Origin of the sequence: Geomonas silvestris, from assembly GCF_014193515.1 — a bacterium.
Classification (GTDB): Bacteria; Desulfobacterota; Desulfuromonadia; order Geobacterales; family Geobacteraceae; genus Geomonas; species Geomonas silvestris.
The window spans coordinates 803,702-819,141 of record NZ_BLXX01000001.1; the positions used below are offsets into that span (position 1 = coordinate 803,702).

The window sequence follows — 15,440 nt, forward strand, 5'->3', positions numbered from 1 at the left end:
ATAGCACTCATCGGACCGGTCTAAAGGTCTCGCAGGCGAGGACGGTTCGTCTTGCCGGGTGCAAGCTGGTATAATGAAAGCCGAAACAGGCTCAGGCTCGTTGCCCGGTTTGCGCCCCTTTGGCCCCGGTCGCCGCACATGAAAGTCCAGGTGAGTCGCCATGAAAGCTGACCTCAAAGCCCGACCTTACCGCATTCTCACCGCCGTTGCCGCCTACGATGGCCACGACGCCTCGATCCTCGCCCTGAACCGTGCCCTGCTCTCGGGTGCGGTCCCCGTGGAGGTGATCTACCTCGGCTTCAACATGACCGGTGCGCAGATCGCCGGGGCGGCCCTTCAGGAAGGGGTTCACGCCATCGCGATCAGCTCCTATAACGGCGGACACCTCCAGTTCTTCCCGCACCTGGTGCGACGCCTCGCCGAACTGGGGATCGCGGAGACCCTGGTGGTCGGAGGCGGCGGCGGGACCATCCTCCCCGCCGACGCGGAGATCCTGGAGCGGGCCGGGGTGGAGAAGATCTACGGGCCCGGATGGGCGCTCGACGCGGTAGCCGCAGACCTCTGCAACCGAATCGCCGCACGAAACAACCACGATTGTCCCAGCCCCCCCCTGCCCGACCCCGCTGCCCAGGGGATCGACCCGGTGACCCTCGCCCGCCTGCTGACCCTGGCCGAGTCCCCCGAGCTCCCGCCCCAGGTCGCCGAGTGGTTAGCCGGCACTCCCGCGGGAAGCGCCAAGGTGGTGGCGGTAGCCGGAGACGGCGGCGCCGGGAAGAGCACCACGATCGACGAACTGATCCGCCGCCTGCTGGAAAACCTCCCGGACCTGCGCATCGCCATCCTGGCCAACGACCCGACCACCGCTCGCCACGGAACCCCCAGCGCCTTCCTGGCCGACCGGGTGCGCATGAACCAGATCTACCACGATCGGGTCTGGCTGCGCAGCGTGGCCACCGGCAGCCCCTACGCGCCGCTCAGCCCGGCGCTCCCTACGCTTCTCAAGGTGCTGCGCCGCGCCGACTTCGGCCTGATCCTCGTGGAGACGCCAGGGACCGGGCAGACCGGCCTCGACCTCGCTGCGCTCGATGCCGATCTTCTTATCTACCTGAAGACCCGCGAGTACGGCAGCGGACTGCAGCTCGAAAAGGACCAGCTTCTGCGCGACGCCGACCTGGTGGTGCTCAACAAGGCGGACCTGGAGGGTGCCGAGGCGGCCTTCGGCGAGATGCAGGGGGTGCTCTCCGGCTTCGGGAAGGGACCGGCGCTTTTTGCGACCACCGCCAAGGCGGCGCGCGATCCCGGTCTGGACCTGCTGGCGGCCGGACTCTGCAGGCGCCTGGGATGGGAATTCCCGCAGGCGCCTGCCGCGAGCGACATCTTCAGCTACGCAAAGCAGCGCGTCCTGGTGCCGCACCGGCGCCGGGCCTACCTGGCCGAGATCGCCGAACGGGTGCGCGCCTACGACCGCTGGACGAAAGAGCAACTGCGCCTGGTGCGGGAAAACCCGGCCGACCTCTCCCGGCTGGCCCCGGAGTGCGGCCGGCTGCTTAACGAGTGGCCGCAACAGTGGCAGGAGCTTTCGCTCCAGGCTGCCAGGGCGCAGGGGGTCGAGCCCTACGTCGAGTCGTTGAACGGGCTCAAGCTCCCCCGGGTGGCGCTCCCCGACCCGGAAGACCGCGCCGAGTCGCTGCGTTTCCTGCTCGAGGAGGGACTTCCCGGATCGTTTCCCTTTGCGACCGGGTGTTTCCCCTACCGCACCGCGAGCGCCGGGGAGACTACCCGCCAGTTCGCCGGGCTGCGCGGTCCCGAAGAGACCAACCGGCGCCTGCACTTCCTGGCCCGGGGCGTCGCCCGCCCGCGCCTCTCCATAGCCTTCGACGGCATCACGCTCTACGGAGCGGACAGCGACGAAGACCCCGGCAGCATCGGCAAGATCGGCGAAGGCGGGGTGGCCATCGACAGCTGGGAGGACTTAAAGCTCGTGCTCGAGGGGTTCAGTATCCCCGAGATCAGCACCTCGATGACCATCAACGGCCCGGCGCCGATCCTGCTCGCCATGTACTTCGTGGCGGCCCAGGAGCTGGAACTGGAACGCGCCGAGCGCGAGGGGGGACGCCCGCTTGCCGAGGCGGAGCGCGAGGAGCTGAAGCGGCGCACCCTTAAGGAGCTGCGCGGCACGCTGCAGGCCGACATCCTGAAGGAGGTGCAGGCCCAAAACGAGAACATCTTCCAGCCCGATTTCGCCATCAAGCTTTTGGGCGACATCCAGGAGTGGTTCATCGCGAACGGGGTGCGCAAGTTCTACTCGCTCTCCATCTCGGGGTACCACATCGGGGAGGCGGGGGCGAGCCCGGTGCAGGAGATCGCCTTCACCCTCGCCAACGGCTTCACCTACCTGGAGAACTTCCTGGCCCGCGGCATGGCGGTGGACGCCTTCGCCCCGAGCTTTTCCTTCTTCTTCCGGGTCTCCCACGAGGCGGAGTGGCTCGCCTACGGCGCGGTCTGCCGCAAGATCTGGGCGATTGCGCTGCGCGACGTCTACGGGGCCCAGGCGCGCTCGCAGCTCTTCAAGTTCCACACCCAGACCTCGGGGCGCGCCCTGCAGGCCGAGGAGTGGGACACCCTGAACCCGCTGCGCATGGGCTACCACGCGCTGCTCGGGCTCTTGGCCAACACGAACTCGCTGCACGTGGACTCGGCCGACGAACCGATGACGACGCCGGGGGAGAAGTGGGTGCGCCAGGCGACCATGGTCCCCAACTTCCTGCGCGAGGAGGCCGAGGGGTTCCTGGTCCAGAACCTGCTCTCCGGTTCCTACGCCTTCAGGGCCCTGATGGCTGAGGTGCAGGCCCGGGTCCTCCAGGAGTTCGACCGGTTAGACCAGCTGGGGGGGGTGCTGCCGGCCACGGAGCTTGGCTACCAGCGCCGGATGATCGCCGAACAGAGCACGCGCTACGAGGAACAGCGCCGGCGGCCGACCCCCGACCACCCGGACGCCCCACGGCGCCGCATCATCGGCTACAACGCCTTCGAACTGCCGACGGGGGACCCGGGGAAATACCCTCCGGTAGCCGAGCTGGCCCGTCCGGGGGCCGAGGACGCCGAGCGCCAGCTGAAACGGCTTGCCGCTTTCAAGGAGCGGCACCGCGAGGACGCCCCGCGCTACCTGGCCCGCCTGAGGGAGGTGGCGCTTAACGAGGGGAACGTCTTCGGGGAACTGCTCGAGACGGTGAAGCACGCAAGCCTCGGACAGATCACCCAGACCCTGGCTCAGGTGGGGGGGCGCTACCGGAAGATGGTGTAGGGAGAAGAGGCAGATGGCAAGAGGTGAAGGCTGGTAGCTTGAGTGGGGAAAATCCCCAAGCACCCGGATTTTGGACCGCCAGGCCGGATGAACCTTCGCAGAGAGTAGGGAGGTTGGAACGCGGGTCAAGCGGCGTGCGGTGCGGCGACAGCATCCCTTGGGATGTTTTTTTGAGGAGAATCGAGATGACAACGGTGGGCGAAGATTTGGTAGGAGAGGCGGCGGTTGTCGACGAGAAAATCCCCTGCATCAGGGTGAAGCGCGGCACGCTGCCGGACAAGATCGACAGGCTGGAACCCAAGGAGCGCCGTGGGCTTACGGTAGTGATCACCGGCAACGGCAAGGGGAAGACGACTTCGGCCCTGGGGATGGCGGTCCGGGCCTGCGGTCACGGGATGAAAGTCTGCATCATCCAGTTCATGAAGGGGGACCTCTACGCCGGGGAGTGGGACGGGGTGCGGCAGCTCCCCGGGGTGGAGCTGCACACTACCGGAAAGGGGTTCTGCGGCATCCAGGGGAACCCCTACCCTTTCAGCGAGCACCGCGACAACGCCCACGACGCCCTGGACCTCGCCCGAGAGAAGCTGGAGTCGGGGCAGTTCGATCTCCTCATCCTCGACGAGATCAACAACGCTCTGAAACTGAAGCTGGTGGACCTGGAGCCGGTTTTGGAACTGCTGCGCAGCAAACCGGCGCTGGTGCACCTGGTGCTGACCGGCCGCGACGCCCATCCCGAGGTCGTGGAGTTAGCCGATACGGTGAGCGAGGTCCACGAGGTCAAGCACGCCTACCGCAAGGGAATCGAGCCGCAACCCGGCGTCGATTACTGAAGAAGCGGCGCTTTTTGCGCGTCACGCGATCGCTTCCGCGCGCCGCTGCTGGTACCGTTGGTAGCGGCGCGCCCCCTCCCTGTACCGGATAACACCCCTCCCTCTTCAGAAGTCCGGCAACCGCTGTACCGGGCAAGCCCCGGCCGAAAGCGCCCTCATCCTGCGGCTGATCACCGTCGTGGTCCTCATCGCGGTTACCAACCTCGGCCAGGGGACGGACAACCACTCCAGCAAGGCGAACGATTCGCTGCGGCAGGCAGACTACGGCACGTAGCGGCCGGATCTGCACGCCTGCACAAAAAAAGGGGACCCTGGTCTCTCCCGGCATCCCCCTCTGCTGTTTCCCGCCCCTCACCCTCTCCTCGTCCCTCAGAGATTCCCCGGGGTTTTCTCCTCCTGAAGCGCCTGCACTACCGCCTCGTCAAACGGGGTGAGCGGGAAAGGGATCAGCTCCCGGATCCGGTTCTCGCGGCAGACGACCTCGCTCGCCAACCCCTCGATGAGCGGGATGGCGATGGCCGGCTTCACCGGAGTGATGAGCCCCACCCAGTAGGAGGAGAGCCGCGGGGTAAGTACCGGCACCGGCACGATGGTCAGGCGCCGCCCCGTCAGTGCCGCCAGGCGCTCCATCATCTCCCGGTAACTGAGGATCTCCGGACCGCCGATGTCGAAGGTCTCGCCCGCGGTCGCCTCCTGGAACAGGCAGCCCACCAGGTAACGGATCACGTCGCCTACGGCGATCGGCTGGCAGCGGGTACTCACCCAGCGCGGAGTGATCATCAAGGGGAGGTGCTGGACCAGCGCCCGGATCATCTCGAAGGAGGCGCCGCCGGCCCCGAAGATGATGGCGGCCCGCAGGAAGGTGGTGGCGTAGCCGCCGCTTTGGAGGATGCCGGCTACCTCGAGCCGGCTCGCCAGGTGCCCGGAAAACCCGGCTCCGGTTTCGCCTAAACCGCCCAGGTAAATGACCCGGCGCACCCCGGCCTGCTCCGCCGCGCGGCGCAGGTTTTCTGCCGCCTCCCGGTCGCGGCGCACGAATTCCGCGCGTCCGCCAGCCATGGAGTGCACCAGGTAGTAGACCGTGTGCACCCCCGCGAGGGCCGCGGGCAGGGTGAGCGGTTCCAGGAGATCCCCGATAACGGTCTCTACCGTCCCCGGAAACTCGACCGGGCGGCGCACCAGGCAGCGCACCGGCACCCCCGCGTCGGCGAGAGCGCCAACCAGCCGCCGGCCGATAAAGCCGGACGCCCCGGTCACCAGTACCCTCTGCGTCATGATCCCTCCCCCTCTTTTTCCGCCAACCGTTACCCAGCGACGACTGGCACCGACTATACCACAGCGTTTTAACCCATCAACCGGGGCGCCGTTACACAAAGTACTTCAGTCAACTAATGAAAGTGACGAAGAGGCGTACAGGATACCTCAAGAAGACGGCCAAACAGGGGCCCCGCGCGGCGCAACCTGGCGAAAAAACGTCCGTTAACAAAACGAGGACCGGAACCGGCACGCCACTTTATTTCATGAACCAAGTGCGGTTCCGGCAAAAAACAAACCATGTCATCAGCAGCACTTCCCGAAACGGCTCACCCCGAAGCGCCCTGCCCGGCCGGCCCTAAGCGAGCCAAGCTGGTCGAGGCGACCCCGGAGACCCGCGCCCTCACCCTCATGATTGCCGAGGATGATCCGGTGAGCCGCGGGCTGCTCGCCTTCTGCACCGGGGAGCTCTTCAAGGAGGTGCTCCTGGCGGAGAACGGGCGGCAGGCGCTCTCCCTTTTCCGGGAGCGCAAGCCCGACCTGGTGCTCACCGACCAGGTGATGCCGGGACTCACCGGGCTCGAGCTCATGGAAGCGATCCGCGCCGAGGGGGACCGGACCCCGGTCATCCTGATGACCACGGTGCACGACCGGGTGCTGTTGCAGGCGATCAACCAGGGGGTGGACCGTTTCGTCCCCAAACCCTTCGATCTCGCCCACCTGGTCCGGACCCTCACCACGGTGGCCGCGGAAGTGGTGAACCGCAGGGTGGTGGAGCGGCACCGGGAGCAGGAGGTCGAGCTGCTGCGCTACCGGGACGCCTACAACGCGCTGCAGCAGGAGTCGGCCCGCCGCAAGGAGCGCCACGTGGTGCGCCACGACCTTTTGCACCGGGTCCTGGACGGCGCTGGGACGCGCTGGGCCATCAACGTCTCCTTCGCGCCGCGCGACATCATGTGCGGCGACGGCTACTCGGTGCGCCAGCTCTCCGACGGGCGCCAGCTGATTTTCCTGGTGGACGCCATGGGTTCCGGGATGTCCGCCTCGCTCACCGCCATGCTCACCACCTCTTTTTTCAACTACCAGGTGGACCGCCTGCACCGCTGGCAAAATTTCGACCTGGCGACGCTTTTGGAGTGCTTCAGGGAGTACCTGGCGAGCGTCCTGCTCGAAGAGGAGGTGCTCTCCTGCGGGTTTCTCCTGATCGATCTGAAGCGCGAGGAGCTCGAAGCGGCCCTTTTTGCCCTGCCGCCGCTCTTGTTGCGCCGCGTCGACGGGAGCGTCGAGAAGATCCCGGGGGGGAACCCGCCGCTGGCGAGCTACCCCACCCCGTTCCGGGCCTACAAGCTCTCGCTCAAGGACGCCGCCAACCTCCTCGTCATGACCGACGGCGTCACCGACGCGCCGCTTAAGGAGGGGGGGATCTACCGCGAGGTGCTGGAAGAGGATTTCCGCTCTACCCCGACGCTCCTCGGGCTGAAAAAGCGCTTTTTGGAGCGCACCGCTCCCGGCGACCTGGACGACCTCAGCGTGCTGCACCTAAGGCGCCTGGACTTCCCCTCGCAGTGGACCTGGAGCGGCCGTCCGGAGTTGAGCCTCTGCGGCCTGGGACGCCTGATCGAGAGCTTCCTTAAGGCGCTGGCCGGCGAGATCGAGGTAGCGCAGAAACAGCTGGACGAGGTGGAGCTCATGCTGAGCGAAGCGCTTACCAACGCCTTCGAGCACGGCTGCCTCGGCCTGGAGCGCTACGAGAAGCAAAAGCTTCTGGAGTCGGGCGATTTCGAGGGGGCCCTCGCGGCGCTCCCGCTCCCCCCGGGGGCGGGGATCTCCCTGAACGCCACGCTGTGGCGGGGGGCCCAGGCACCGCTGCTGCTCATCGAGGTGCTCGACTCGGGGTCCGGGATCCCGGCTGCGGCGCTGAACGCGGGGTGCGCGCGGGAAAGCCTGAGCGGGCGCGGGCTCGCCATGATCGGCAGGCTCTGCGATTCCCTTTTCACCGGTGGTCCCGGCGGCCACCTTTTCATCCTGAAAACGCTCGACCAAGGAGATGGCGATGCAGATTGAGGTCACTGGCACTAACGAACTGACCATCCGGGGGAACATCAAGTCCATCGAGGACAGTACCCGCATCAAGGAGGCGCTGGCCGCCCTGAAGAAGGGCGAGGCCGGGATCCGGCTCAGGGTTCCCGAATCGTTCTCCATGACCTCGACGGTGATCGGCTTTTTGATGAAGCTGGTCAACCTGGACCGGGTGCGCATAGCCCTGGCGGTGGGGGACCCACGACTCTACCAGCTCATGGAGGAACTGAGCCTGGTGGAAACCTTCAACGTAAGCCTCGTTAAGGCTCAGCCGAAGTAAAAACGGTTTTTCTCGCGGGAGGGGAAGTATGACTGCGTTACGAGACTGGAAGATCCGCAACAAGATCATCGTGGCACCGGCGCTCATGGTCTGCATCATGACCGCCTGGGTCGTCGTCTACCTCTTGCCGCTCTTCGAAAAGGGGATTTTGAAGGAGAAGCAGACTGCGACCCGCCACGTCGTCGAGCTCTCCTTCGGGATCCTCTCGGAGATCGACAGCCAGGTGAAAAGCGGGGCCCTAAGCCCCGAGGACGGCAGGAAGCTTGCCGCGAACCGGCTAGGAGCGCTGCGCTACGGGGAAAAGGATTACCTCTGGGTGAACGACCTCACCCCGCGCATGGTGATGCACCCCTTCAAGCCGGAGTTAAACGGCAAGGACCTCTCGGGGGTCAAGGATCCCGACGGCAAGGCGGTCTTCCTCGAATTCGCCAGGGTCTCAAAGGAAAAGGGGGCGGGGTTCGTGGAGTACCGCTGGCCCAAACCCGGAGCGGAGAAGCCGGTCCCCAAGGTCTCCTACGTGAAGCTCTTCGAGCCCTGGGGCTGGGTGGTCGGAAGCGGCATCTACGTGGACGACCTGTACCAGCAGATGTTCACCATCAAGATGATCCTTTTAGGGGGGGATGTCGCCTTCGCCCTGTTCATCATCGCCTTCTCGGTCGTGGTGAGCCGGCAGGTAACCGTGCCGGTCAAGCAGATGGTGCAGATGGCCGACGACCTGGCGCACGGCGAGGGTGACCTCACCAAGCGGCTGGGGCTCAGCCACAAGGACGAGGTAGGCGAGGCGGCGCAACTGATCGACCAGTTCATCGCCAAGGTGCAGCACAGCGTGGCCCAGTCGGTGGAGAGCTCGCAGGAAACCGCGGTGGCGAGCCAGGAACTCTCCCACATCGTGGCGAACCTCACCGGGAACGTCCAGCGCCAGACCGACATGATCGGCGAGAGCAACCGACTCACCCGGGACGTGGCGAACAACCTGGACATCACCGAGGAGATGGCGGTCTCGACCACCGAGACCATCGAGGCGACGCGCGCCACCTTGCAGCGCTTCGTGGAGGACCTGAACCGCGCCGGAGGGATCATCATCGGCGAGAGCGAGCAGCAGGCCGCGCTCACGGCGCAAACCCAGGAGCTCGCGGCGCGCGCCGCGGACATCGGCCAGGTGCTCGAGATCATCGCGGACATCGCCGACCAGACGAACATGCTGGCCCTGAACGCCTCCATCGAGGCGGCCCGGGCCGGCGAGGCGGGGCGCGGCTTTGCCGTGGTGGCGGACGAGGTGCGTGCCCTGGCGGCCAAGACCCAGAGCTCGCTCTCCCAGATCGACGCCGGGGTGCAGGCGGTGGTGAAGGGGGTGGACCTGGTGTGCGGCGCCAACGTGAAGAGCGCCGGGCGGATGCGGGAGATCGCCGAGGAGACCCGGCGCCTGATCCAGAACGTGGGGGAGACCGACCAGCGGCTGGAGGGGGCGGTGACCATCGCCTCGGAGCTGGTCAACAAGAGCACCTACATCGCCACCCGCACCAAGGAACTCATCGAGCACTTGGGCGAGATCATCGTCCTCTCCGGCCAGAACAACCTGGTGGCCGGCGAGGTGGGGGGGGTGGCCTCCGGGCTTGCCGAGAAGTCGGAGCAGTTGCGCGGGGTGCTTTCCCGTTTCAGGGTGTAGGGGCGAGTTCCCGCGCCAGGCGCCCCAGGGTCTCCACCCCCCGCTCGATCCGCTCGTCCCAGAGCGCGGAGCAGAGCCGGATGCAGTTTTGGTACTTGTCGGAGAGCGAGAAGATGGAACCGGGGGTGATGCCGATGCCGTGCTCCAGGGCGCGCTGGAACAGGCGCACCGAGTCGGTCCCCTCGGGCATCTCCACCCAAAGCATGAAGCTTCCCGCGGGCTGGGTCATCCGGGTCCCCGCCGGGAAGTGGCGCGCCACGGCGTCCGCCATGAGCGAGATGTTGCGCGCGTAGATCCGCCTGATGGCGCGCAGGTGGTGGTCGTAGCCGCCGGTGGCCAGGAATTCGGCCAGGGCGAGCTGCGGCGGCGACGAGGTCGCCAGGTTGGCCATCATCTTGAGCCGCTCCATCTCCCCCTGGTACCTCCCCCCGATCGCCCACCCCACCCGGTACCCCGGCGCCAAGGTCTTGGAAAACGACGAGCAGTAGATGACGAGCCCCTTCTTGTCGAAGGACTTGCAGGCCAAGGGGCGCTCGGCGCCGAAGGTGAGGTCGCCGTAGATGTCGTCCTCGATGAGCGGGACCTCGTGGCGCGCCAAGAGCTGCACCAGCTCGCGCTTGCGCGCCTCGGGCATGAGGCCTCCCAGGGGGTTACTGAAGTTGGGGATCACCAGGCAGGCGCTCACCCGGTTGTGCTCGAGGGCGTACTCCAAGGCCTCGATGCTGATCCCCTCGCGCGGGGTGGCCGGGATCTCCAGGGCCTTCAACCCCATGTCGGCTATGAGCTGCAGGAAGTTGAAGTAGAAGGGGGACTCAACGGCGATGGTGTCGCCCGGACGGCAGGTGGCGCGCAGGGCGAGCTGCACCGCCTCGACGCACCCCGAGGTGATCAGCACCTGGTCCGGCCGGACGCTGAAGCCGGCGAGGATGGAGCGCTGGGCGATCTGGGTGCGCAGCCGCTCGCTCCCCGGGGGCATCATGTAGGAGACGCTCTGCGCGCCGAAGCGGCGGGTCACCTGGCTCATGATCCGGTTCAGCTTCTCCACCGGAAGGTGGCTTGGGTGCGGCACCGCGCTCCCTAAAGGGAGCAGCTCGCGGTTGGCCATGTTGCGGATCACCTGCTGGCAGAGTTCGCTGTAGGTGGCGGCGACCGGCACGCTCGGCCTCTGGGCGGTGAGGGGAGCCGCGGTGATCTCCGGAACCCGGGGGGCCACGTAGTAGCCGGACTGCGGGCGCGCCTGGATCACCCGGCGGTCCTCCAGGACGGCGTAGGCCTGCAGCACCGTGTTGATGCTCACGCTCAGCTTGGAACTCAACTGGCGCACCGAGGGGAGCCGGTCCCCCACCCGGTAGGTCCCCCCCTCGATGAGTGCCGCGATCTCGCCCCCCACCCGCTCGTAGAGCGGCCTTGCATCGGTCAGGTTCTCCACTTCCCCCCCCCTTTTGCTCTCCGATTCCGAAAAACATTAACGACACGCTCATGGTAGCGCAGAGAGCCCGCCTCCCCCAGACACAATTACCCGTTTTTTGGATAGGCACAGTAATCCTAGGCGAGAACTGTCACGGTTACAAATCATTTTTGCTGTGTCTGTACGCCCGAAGCCGCCGGCGCTACAGTAAGCGCAAGAAAGCACGAGGAGGTGCCGACATGGAATGTGGACTGGAAAGAGGAGAACTCGTGAGGCTCTCGGGCGGGAACCGCGGGACCGATGTTGCCTGCCGGACCGGGACCCTCTGGCTCACCCGGGGCGACGGGGTGGATTACCTGGTGCACGAGGGGAAGAGCTTCCTTTTGGCCGCGGGGGAGAGCGCCGTGGTCGAGGCGCTCCGGCCGGCGGAGTTTCGCCTGAGGGAGCACGCCGAGCGGGCGAGCGGGGCGCCACTGCGCTCCCGCCTCGCGCTGCAGTGCTAGGAATACTCGAGGACGCCCGAGAAAAGGCCGGGACACTTCTGCCGCCAGGCTGAGTAAACGGCGGGAACTTTAGGATAACGACGGAGGAGGGATGCGATGAGAATCACCCAGTACCAGGTGGACGCCTTTGCGACACGGGTCTTTAAGGGGAATCCGGCAGCGGTCTGCCTGCTGGAAAGCTGGCCCGAGGAGGAACTTTTGCAGTCGATCGCCGCAAAGAACAACCTCTCGGAGACCGCCTTCCTGGTGGCGGCCGGGGCGCGCCACGCATTGCGCTGGTTCACCCCGGTCGCCGAGGTGCCGCTTTGCGGCCACGCGACGCTCGCTGCCGCGCACGTCCTTTTTCGCCACTCCGGCTGGGACAAGGAGTCGCTGCGCTTTGCGACCCTAAGCGGCGAGCTTACGGTGCGGCGTGCGGGTGCGGGGTATCTAATGGATTTTCCGGCCCAGGAGGTCGCGCCCTGTCCCCTCCCCGCCCCCCTGGTTGCGGGGCTGGGGAGGAGACCTGTGGAGCTCTATGCGTCCGAGGATTACCTGGCGGTTTTCGAGAGCGAGGAGGAGGTCCGCGCCGTCGCTCCGAACTTCGAGCGACTGAGCGAACTCGGGCTACGCGGCGTGATCGTCACGGCACCGGGGCGCGAGGTCGACTTCGTGAGCCGCTTCTTCGCGCCGAAGCTCGGCATCCCTGAAGACCCGGTAACCGGCTCGGCTCACTGTGCACTGGCGCCCTACTGGGCCAAACGGCTGGAAAAGAAGGTCCTTCAGGCAGCCCAGCTCTCCCGCCGCGCTGGCCGGATCGACTGCGAGGTGCAGGGGGACCGGGTGGTATTGGCCGGCACGGCCGTAACCTTCATGAAAGCAGAAATAATCCTGGAAACCTAGGCGTCGTGTCATGGTTACCCCATCCATTCCGGGTGCTTCGCGGTTGAGTCGAAGTGCCCGGTGGTCTTGAAGAGTTCGTATTCGCCGGAGCGGGCGAAGCGCTCGGTGCGCGCCAGGAGCGCCGCCTGTTCTTCCCGGGTCAGGGGCTTGAAGCTGCGCACCGCCTCGAGCGCCTGGTCGAGGATCGGCAGGCTGTCGATGCCGGTCACCACGGTTCCCGGGTTCACCGTCATGGCGTAGTGCAGGCACTCGATGGCGCTCACCGCCTTGGACTGCAGGATGATTGCGTCGCCCAGGGGCTTCATGGAGAGGACGCCGATCTTTTCGGAGATGAGCCTCGGGAGCACCTGGTGCTGGAAGCTGCGGAAATGGGCATCCATCACGTTGAGGGGCATGAGCACCGCATCGGGCTTGAAGTTGTGGGCCCGGGTCAGATCCAGCATGTGCAGGTGGATGGCAGGGTCCTTGTGGCCGGTGAAGCCCAGGTAGCGGGCCTTGCCGGCCTTTTTCGCCTCGAGCGCCGCCTGCACGGCGCCGTCCGGGCCGAAGAAGCGGTCCGGGTCGTTCATCCTGATCACCTCGTGGAACATGAGCAGGTCGATGCGGTCGGTTTTAAGGCGCTTGAGCGACTCGTCGATCTGCTTTTGGGCCGCGCTGCGGGTCCGCCCGTCGAACTTGGTCATCAGGAAGACCTTTTCGCGGTAGCCCCCCTGAAGCGCCTTCCCCATGCGCTTCTCGCTCTCGCCGCCGTTGTAGTCCCACGAGTTGTCCATGAAGGTGATGCCGCGGTCGATGGCGCTTTTGATGAGGGCGATGGACTGCTTCTCGTCGGGCTGCCGGCCGATGTGGGCCCCCCCGAGCCCCAGGATGGAGAGCTCCTCCCCGGTGTTCCCGAGGGGGCGGTAGAGCATCTCGCCGCGCCGTTGAGCCGGGGCGGCGCCGGCCAGCCGGTCGAGATCCACCAGCTGCTGCGCCAGCACGGCACCTGCCACGAGCGAACTCTTTTTCAGGAATTCTCTGCGGTTCATGTTAAGCCTCCTCGAAAGCTCCGGCCCTTAGACGGGGGCCGCGTTGGTCGCGCGTAGGTACCGGAGGGCTCGGTGGTCGCCAGATGTGGGTTGCCATCGCCTCCTCCAGCTCGCCGCGCCCGGCCCCCGCCGCGAGCTCGAGCTTGCCGCGAAGAGCCTGAAGACGTATCGGTGAGGGCGGGGTCCTGGGGGCCGGAAAAAGCACCATTAGATAATACTAATTTTACTCTTGACGTCAAGCCTATTCTTCGGGTCGCCGCGAAGCCGGAGGGGAGATCAAGAAGGCGTAGGCGATCGCGCCCGACGGCAGCCGTTCCGACCGCATCTCCCCTACCAGAGAGGTTGGGCCGCCCCTCGACGGGAAGGAACCGGGCGCGGACGGTTATCCGCACCCCCACGGGATTCCTGAAATAAGAAAAAAAAAAAGCCCCCCTGATTCCAGGGGGGCTTTTTGGCTTTGTGCTTTTGATGGGGTGAGGAAAAAACTAGCGACGCTCGATGACGACCCGCCCGCGGTAGGCCGGGCGGTGCAGCCGGCCGTCGTAGTGGCCGCGGTCACGTTCGTAGCGGCGGTACTCCACGTCGCGGTAGTGCCGGATGCCGTCGATGCGGTAGCGCAGGAAGACCGACGGGTAGCTCCGGCGGTACAGCGGCCGCCACGGGCCGTTGTAGTAGGGGCCGTGGAACCAGCACCCCGCGTAGAAGTAGTAGAACTCGCTGCCGTTGTACATAAGGTCGTAGGGGACACCGACCGCGACGTACATCCCCAGAGGGGGCGAGTAGATGAACTGCGGCGCCTCGTTCACGTAGACCTCGGCGGGTGCCGGGTAGAGCTCGGGCTCGGGCTGGATCACCTCGACGGGAGCGGGCGGAGGGGGAGGCGGTGCGGGAGCGACTACGACCGGGGCGGGCGCAGGGGGCGTCACGGCGGCGCTGCGACGCCCGGGGATCTGGTTGCCGTAGGAGTACATGCACTGCAGGTAGCTGTTGTCGTAACGGCGTTGGGCCTCCCTGCCGTAGGCCTGGCCCGAGTCGGCACCTACCGCGGTACCGAGCAAAAGCCCGCTGGCGGCGCCGATCAGGGCTCCGGCCCCGGCATGCCCCGACGCGGAGCCCAGGACGGCGCCGACCCCGGCGCCGACCGCGGTACCCGCGACTGCTCCGGTGGCGACCTTCTGGTCCGCGGCTTCCTGGGTCGGTGCGCCGAGCTGTCGTTCCGCCCACTGCCGGCAGGTGGCGTCCTCCCTTTGGAAGGTCTCGAAGGATTTGCCGGGGGCCGGCAGAACGTTGACGCTGGGGCCGCCGGGGACCGTTACGCACCCCCCGAGGGCCAGCAGTAAGGACAATGGCAGGATCTTGTACGCGGACCGCATGGTCGCCAAACCTCCAATCATTAAGTTAAACTTCAAGTTAAGCTGCTGTTTCGACACGCATTTTGCTGCAGGAACTTTGTACCACTTCCCGGGCCGCCCTGCAAGGGGAAACACCGTCAGGCGGGCGCCCCCCAAAACCGGCCGCGGGGTCCGCTCACCTCTTCAGAGGGGATAACGCACCAGGGGGAGGTCGGTTGACCTCCCCCCGGCGCCCAAGCCGCGGACCGCTAGTCCTGTTCCATGCCGTGCCCGTGGTGCTTATCGCCCCAGGTCGCCTTGAGCCCCTGGAGCTTTTTCTGCTGTTCCGGGGTAAGCAGCGCCACCAGTTTCTGGACCGTCTGGGCGCGCTGCACCGCGAGATCGGCCTGCACCGCGGCGACCTTCGCGGACTGGGCCCGTACGGCGGCCTCGTCGGCCGTGCCGGAGTGGATCAGGTTGCGCAACTGGAGCCGCTCGGTCTTGAGGCTGGCGACCAGCGGTTTGGCCTGGCTGCGGCTCGTCTCGAGAACCGCCTTGGCCTGCGTCTTTTGCGCCTCGGTCATCCCGAGCTTGACCGCCAGGCGCTTCAGGAACTGCTTGCCGTGGCGCTCGTGGTTACCCTGCCGGCAGCCGTGCCCCCGCTGCTCCCCGCCGACAGCCGGTGCCGCTTTGGTTTCGTCGGCCTGGGCCAGTTGGGAACCCAGTACCGTGACCGATGCCAGCGCGGCAGCCATGACCAGTGCTCTGAGTGAAGGTTTCATTGTTTTCTCCTTTAGTAGCGTTGGTTCCTGCGATGCAACCAACTCTACGGGAACAATGAGGAAAAAATGGGGAGGAAATGGGGATTAATCGGC

At 66.3% G+C, this 15,440-nt stretch carries 12 protein-coding genes; 7 read left to right on the forward strand and 5 right to left on the reverse strand.

The window, feature by feature from the left end:
- Window positions 1–160: 160 nt before the first annotated feature.
- Both GMST_RS03405 and cobO read left to right on the forward strand, forming a co-directional pair.
- Complete coding sequence (locus GMST_RS03405; RefSeq protein ID WP_183353198.1) at window positions 161–3,304, forward strand: methylmalonyl-CoA mutase family protein; 3,144 nt, start codon at window positions 161–163, stop codon at window positions 3,302–3,304.
- Window positions 3,305–3,489: 185 nt separating this feature from the next.
- A complete protein-coding gene (gene cobO / locus GMST_RS03410) occupies window positions 3,490–4,134 on the forward strand; it encodes a cob(I)yrinic acid a,c-diamide adenosyltransferase (RefSeq protein WP_183353199.1) in 645 nt (214 codons plus the stop codon).
- Between the two features lie 369 nt (window positions 4,135–4,503).
- Here cobO and GMST_RS03415 read toward each other — a convergent pair whose 3' ends face one another.
- The gene (locus GMST_RS03415; RefSeq protein WP_183353200.1) at window positions 4,504–5,409 is read right to left on the reverse strand and encodes an NAD(P)H-binding protein; all 906 of its coding nucleotides are present in this window, start codon (window positions 5,407–5,409) and stop codon (window positions 4,504–4,506) included.
- A 279-nt stretch (window positions 5,410–5,688) separates the two neighbouring features.
- On the opposite strand from GMST_RS03415, the gene GMST_RS03420 reads away from it, so the two are divergent.
- Genes GMST_RS03420 through GMST_RS03430 form a run of 3 tightly spaced genes read left to right on the forward strand, consistent with a single transcriptional unit; the run spans window position 5,689 to window position 9,413 of the window.
- Complete coding sequence (locus GMST_RS03420; protein WP_183353201.1) at window positions 5,689–7,452, forward strand: response regulator; 1,764 nt, start codon at window positions 5,689–5,691, stop codon at window positions 7,450–7,452.
- A complete protein-coding gene (locus tag GMST_RS03425; protein ID WP_183353202.1) occupies window positions 7,442–7,747 on the forward strand; it encodes a hypothetical protein in 306 nt (101 codons plus the stop codon). Before GMST_RS03420 ends, GMST_RS03425 begins: the two co-directional genes overlap by 11 nt.
- A 28-nt stretch (window positions 7,748–7,775) precedes the next feature.
- On the forward strand, window positions 7,776–9,413 hold the full coding sequence (locus GMST_RS03430) for a methyl-accepting chemotaxis protein (RefSeq protein ID WP_183353203.1): 1,638 nt from the start codon (window positions 7,776–7,778) through the stop codon (window positions 9,411–9,413).
- On the opposite strand, the gene GMST_RS03435 is transcribed toward GMST_RS03430, so the two are convergent.
- Window positions 9,403–10,842: an aminotransferase-like domain-containing protein gene (locus tag GMST_RS03435; protein WP_183353204.1), complete on the reverse strand. Its 1,440-nt coding sequence runs from the start codon at window positions 10,840–10,842 to the stop codon at window positions 9,403–9,405. The two genes, GMST_RS03430 and GMST_RS03435, sit on opposite strands and share 11 nt — an antisense overlap.
- Before the next feature lie 218 nt (window positions 10,843–11,060).
- On the opposite strand from GMST_RS03435, the gene GMST_RS03440 reads away from it, so the two are divergent.
- Together GMST_RS03440 and GMST_RS03445 are read left to right on the forward strand one after the other, a co-directional pair.
- Window positions 11,061–11,324 carry a DUF2917 domain-containing protein gene (locus GMST_RS03440; RefSeq protein ID WP_183353205.1) on the forward strand — a complete coding sequence of 88 codons (264 nt, stop codon included), beginning with the start codon at window positions 11,061–11,063 and terminating at the stop codon, window positions 11,322–11,324.
- Between the two features lie 96 nt (window positions 11,325–11,420).
- Window positions 11,421–12,206 (forward strand): PhzF family phenazine biosynthesis protein, encoded by a 786-nt coding sequence (locus tag GMST_RS03445; RefSeq protein ID WP_183353206.1) that lies wholly within the window; start codon window positions 11,421–11,423, stop codon window positions 12,204–12,206.
- A 14-nt stretch (window positions 12,207–12,220) separates the two neighbouring features.
- On the opposite strand, the gene GMST_RS03450 is transcribed toward GMST_RS03445, so the two are convergent.
- From GMST_RS03450 to GMST_RS03460, 3 genes are all read right to left on the reverse strand, one after another.
- Window positions 12,221–13,234 (reverse strand): aldo/keto reductase, encoded by a 1,014-nt coding sequence (locus GMST_RS03450; protein WP_183353207.1) that lies wholly within the window; start codon window positions 13,232–13,234, stop codon window positions 12,221–12,223.
- Window positions 13,235–13,719: 485 nt separating this feature from the next.
- Window positions 13,720–14,607, reverse strand: coding sequence for a YMGG-like glycine zipper-containing protein (locus tag GMST_RS03455; protein WP_183353208.1), 888 nt, complete (start codon window positions 14,605–14,607; stop codon window positions 13,720–13,722).
- Between the two features lie 227 nt (window positions 14,608–14,834).
- On the reverse strand, window positions 14,835–15,347 hold the full coding sequence (locus tag GMST_RS03460) for a Spy/CpxP family protein refolding chaperone (RefSeq protein WP_183353209.1): 513 nt from the start codon (window positions 15,345–15,347) through the stop codon (window positions 14,835–14,837).
- Between the last annotated feature and the right edge of the window lie 93 nt (window positions 15,348–15,440).

Excerpts from the sequence above, each read along its gene's own strand:
- GMST_RS03405 (WP_183353198.1), top strand. The coding sequence starts at position 161 with ATGAAAGCTGACCTCAAAGCCCGACCTTACCGCATTCTCACCGCCGTT.
- cobO (WP_183353199.1), top strand. The coding sequence starts at position 3,490 with ATGACAACGGTGGGCGAAGATTTGGTAGGAGAGGCGGCGGTTGTCGAC.
- GMST_RS03415 (WP_183353200.1), bottom strand. The coding sequence starts at position 5,409 with ATGACGCAGAGGGTACTGGTGACCGGGGCGTCCGGCTTTATCGGCCGG.
- GMST_RS03420 (WP_183353201.1), top strand. The coding sequence starts at position 5,689 with ATGTCATCAGCAGCACTTCCCGAAACGGCTCACCCCGAAGCGCCCTGC.
- GMST_RS03425 (WP_183353202.1), top strand. The coding sequence starts at position 7,442 with ATGCAGATTGAGGTCACTGGCACTAACGAACTGACCATCCGGGGGAAC.
- GMST_RS03430 (WP_183353203.1), top strand. The coding sequence starts at position 7,776 with ATGACTGCGTTACGAGACTGGAAGATCCGCAACAAGATCATCGTGGCA.
- GMST_RS03440 (WP_183353205.1), top strand. The coding sequence starts at position 11,061 with ATGGAATGTGGACTGGAAAGAGGAGAACTCGTGAGGCTCTCGGGCGGG.
- GMST_RS03445 (WP_183353206.1), top strand. The coding sequence starts at position 11,421 with ATGAGAATCACCCAGTACCAGGTGGACGCCTTTGCGACACGGGTCTTT.
- GMST_RS03450 (WP_183353207.1), bottom strand. The coding sequence starts at position 13,234 with ATGAACCGCAGAGAATTCCTGAAAAAGAGTTCGCTCGTGGCAGGTGCC.
- GMST_RS03455 (WP_183353208.1), bottom strand. The coding sequence starts at position 14,607 with ATGCGGTCCGCGTACAAGATCCTGCCATTGTCCTTACTGCTGGCCCTC.
- GMST_RS03460 (WP_183353209.1), bottom strand. The coding sequence starts at position 15,347 with ATGAAACCTTCACTCAGAGCACTGGTCATGGCTGCCGCGCTGGCATCG.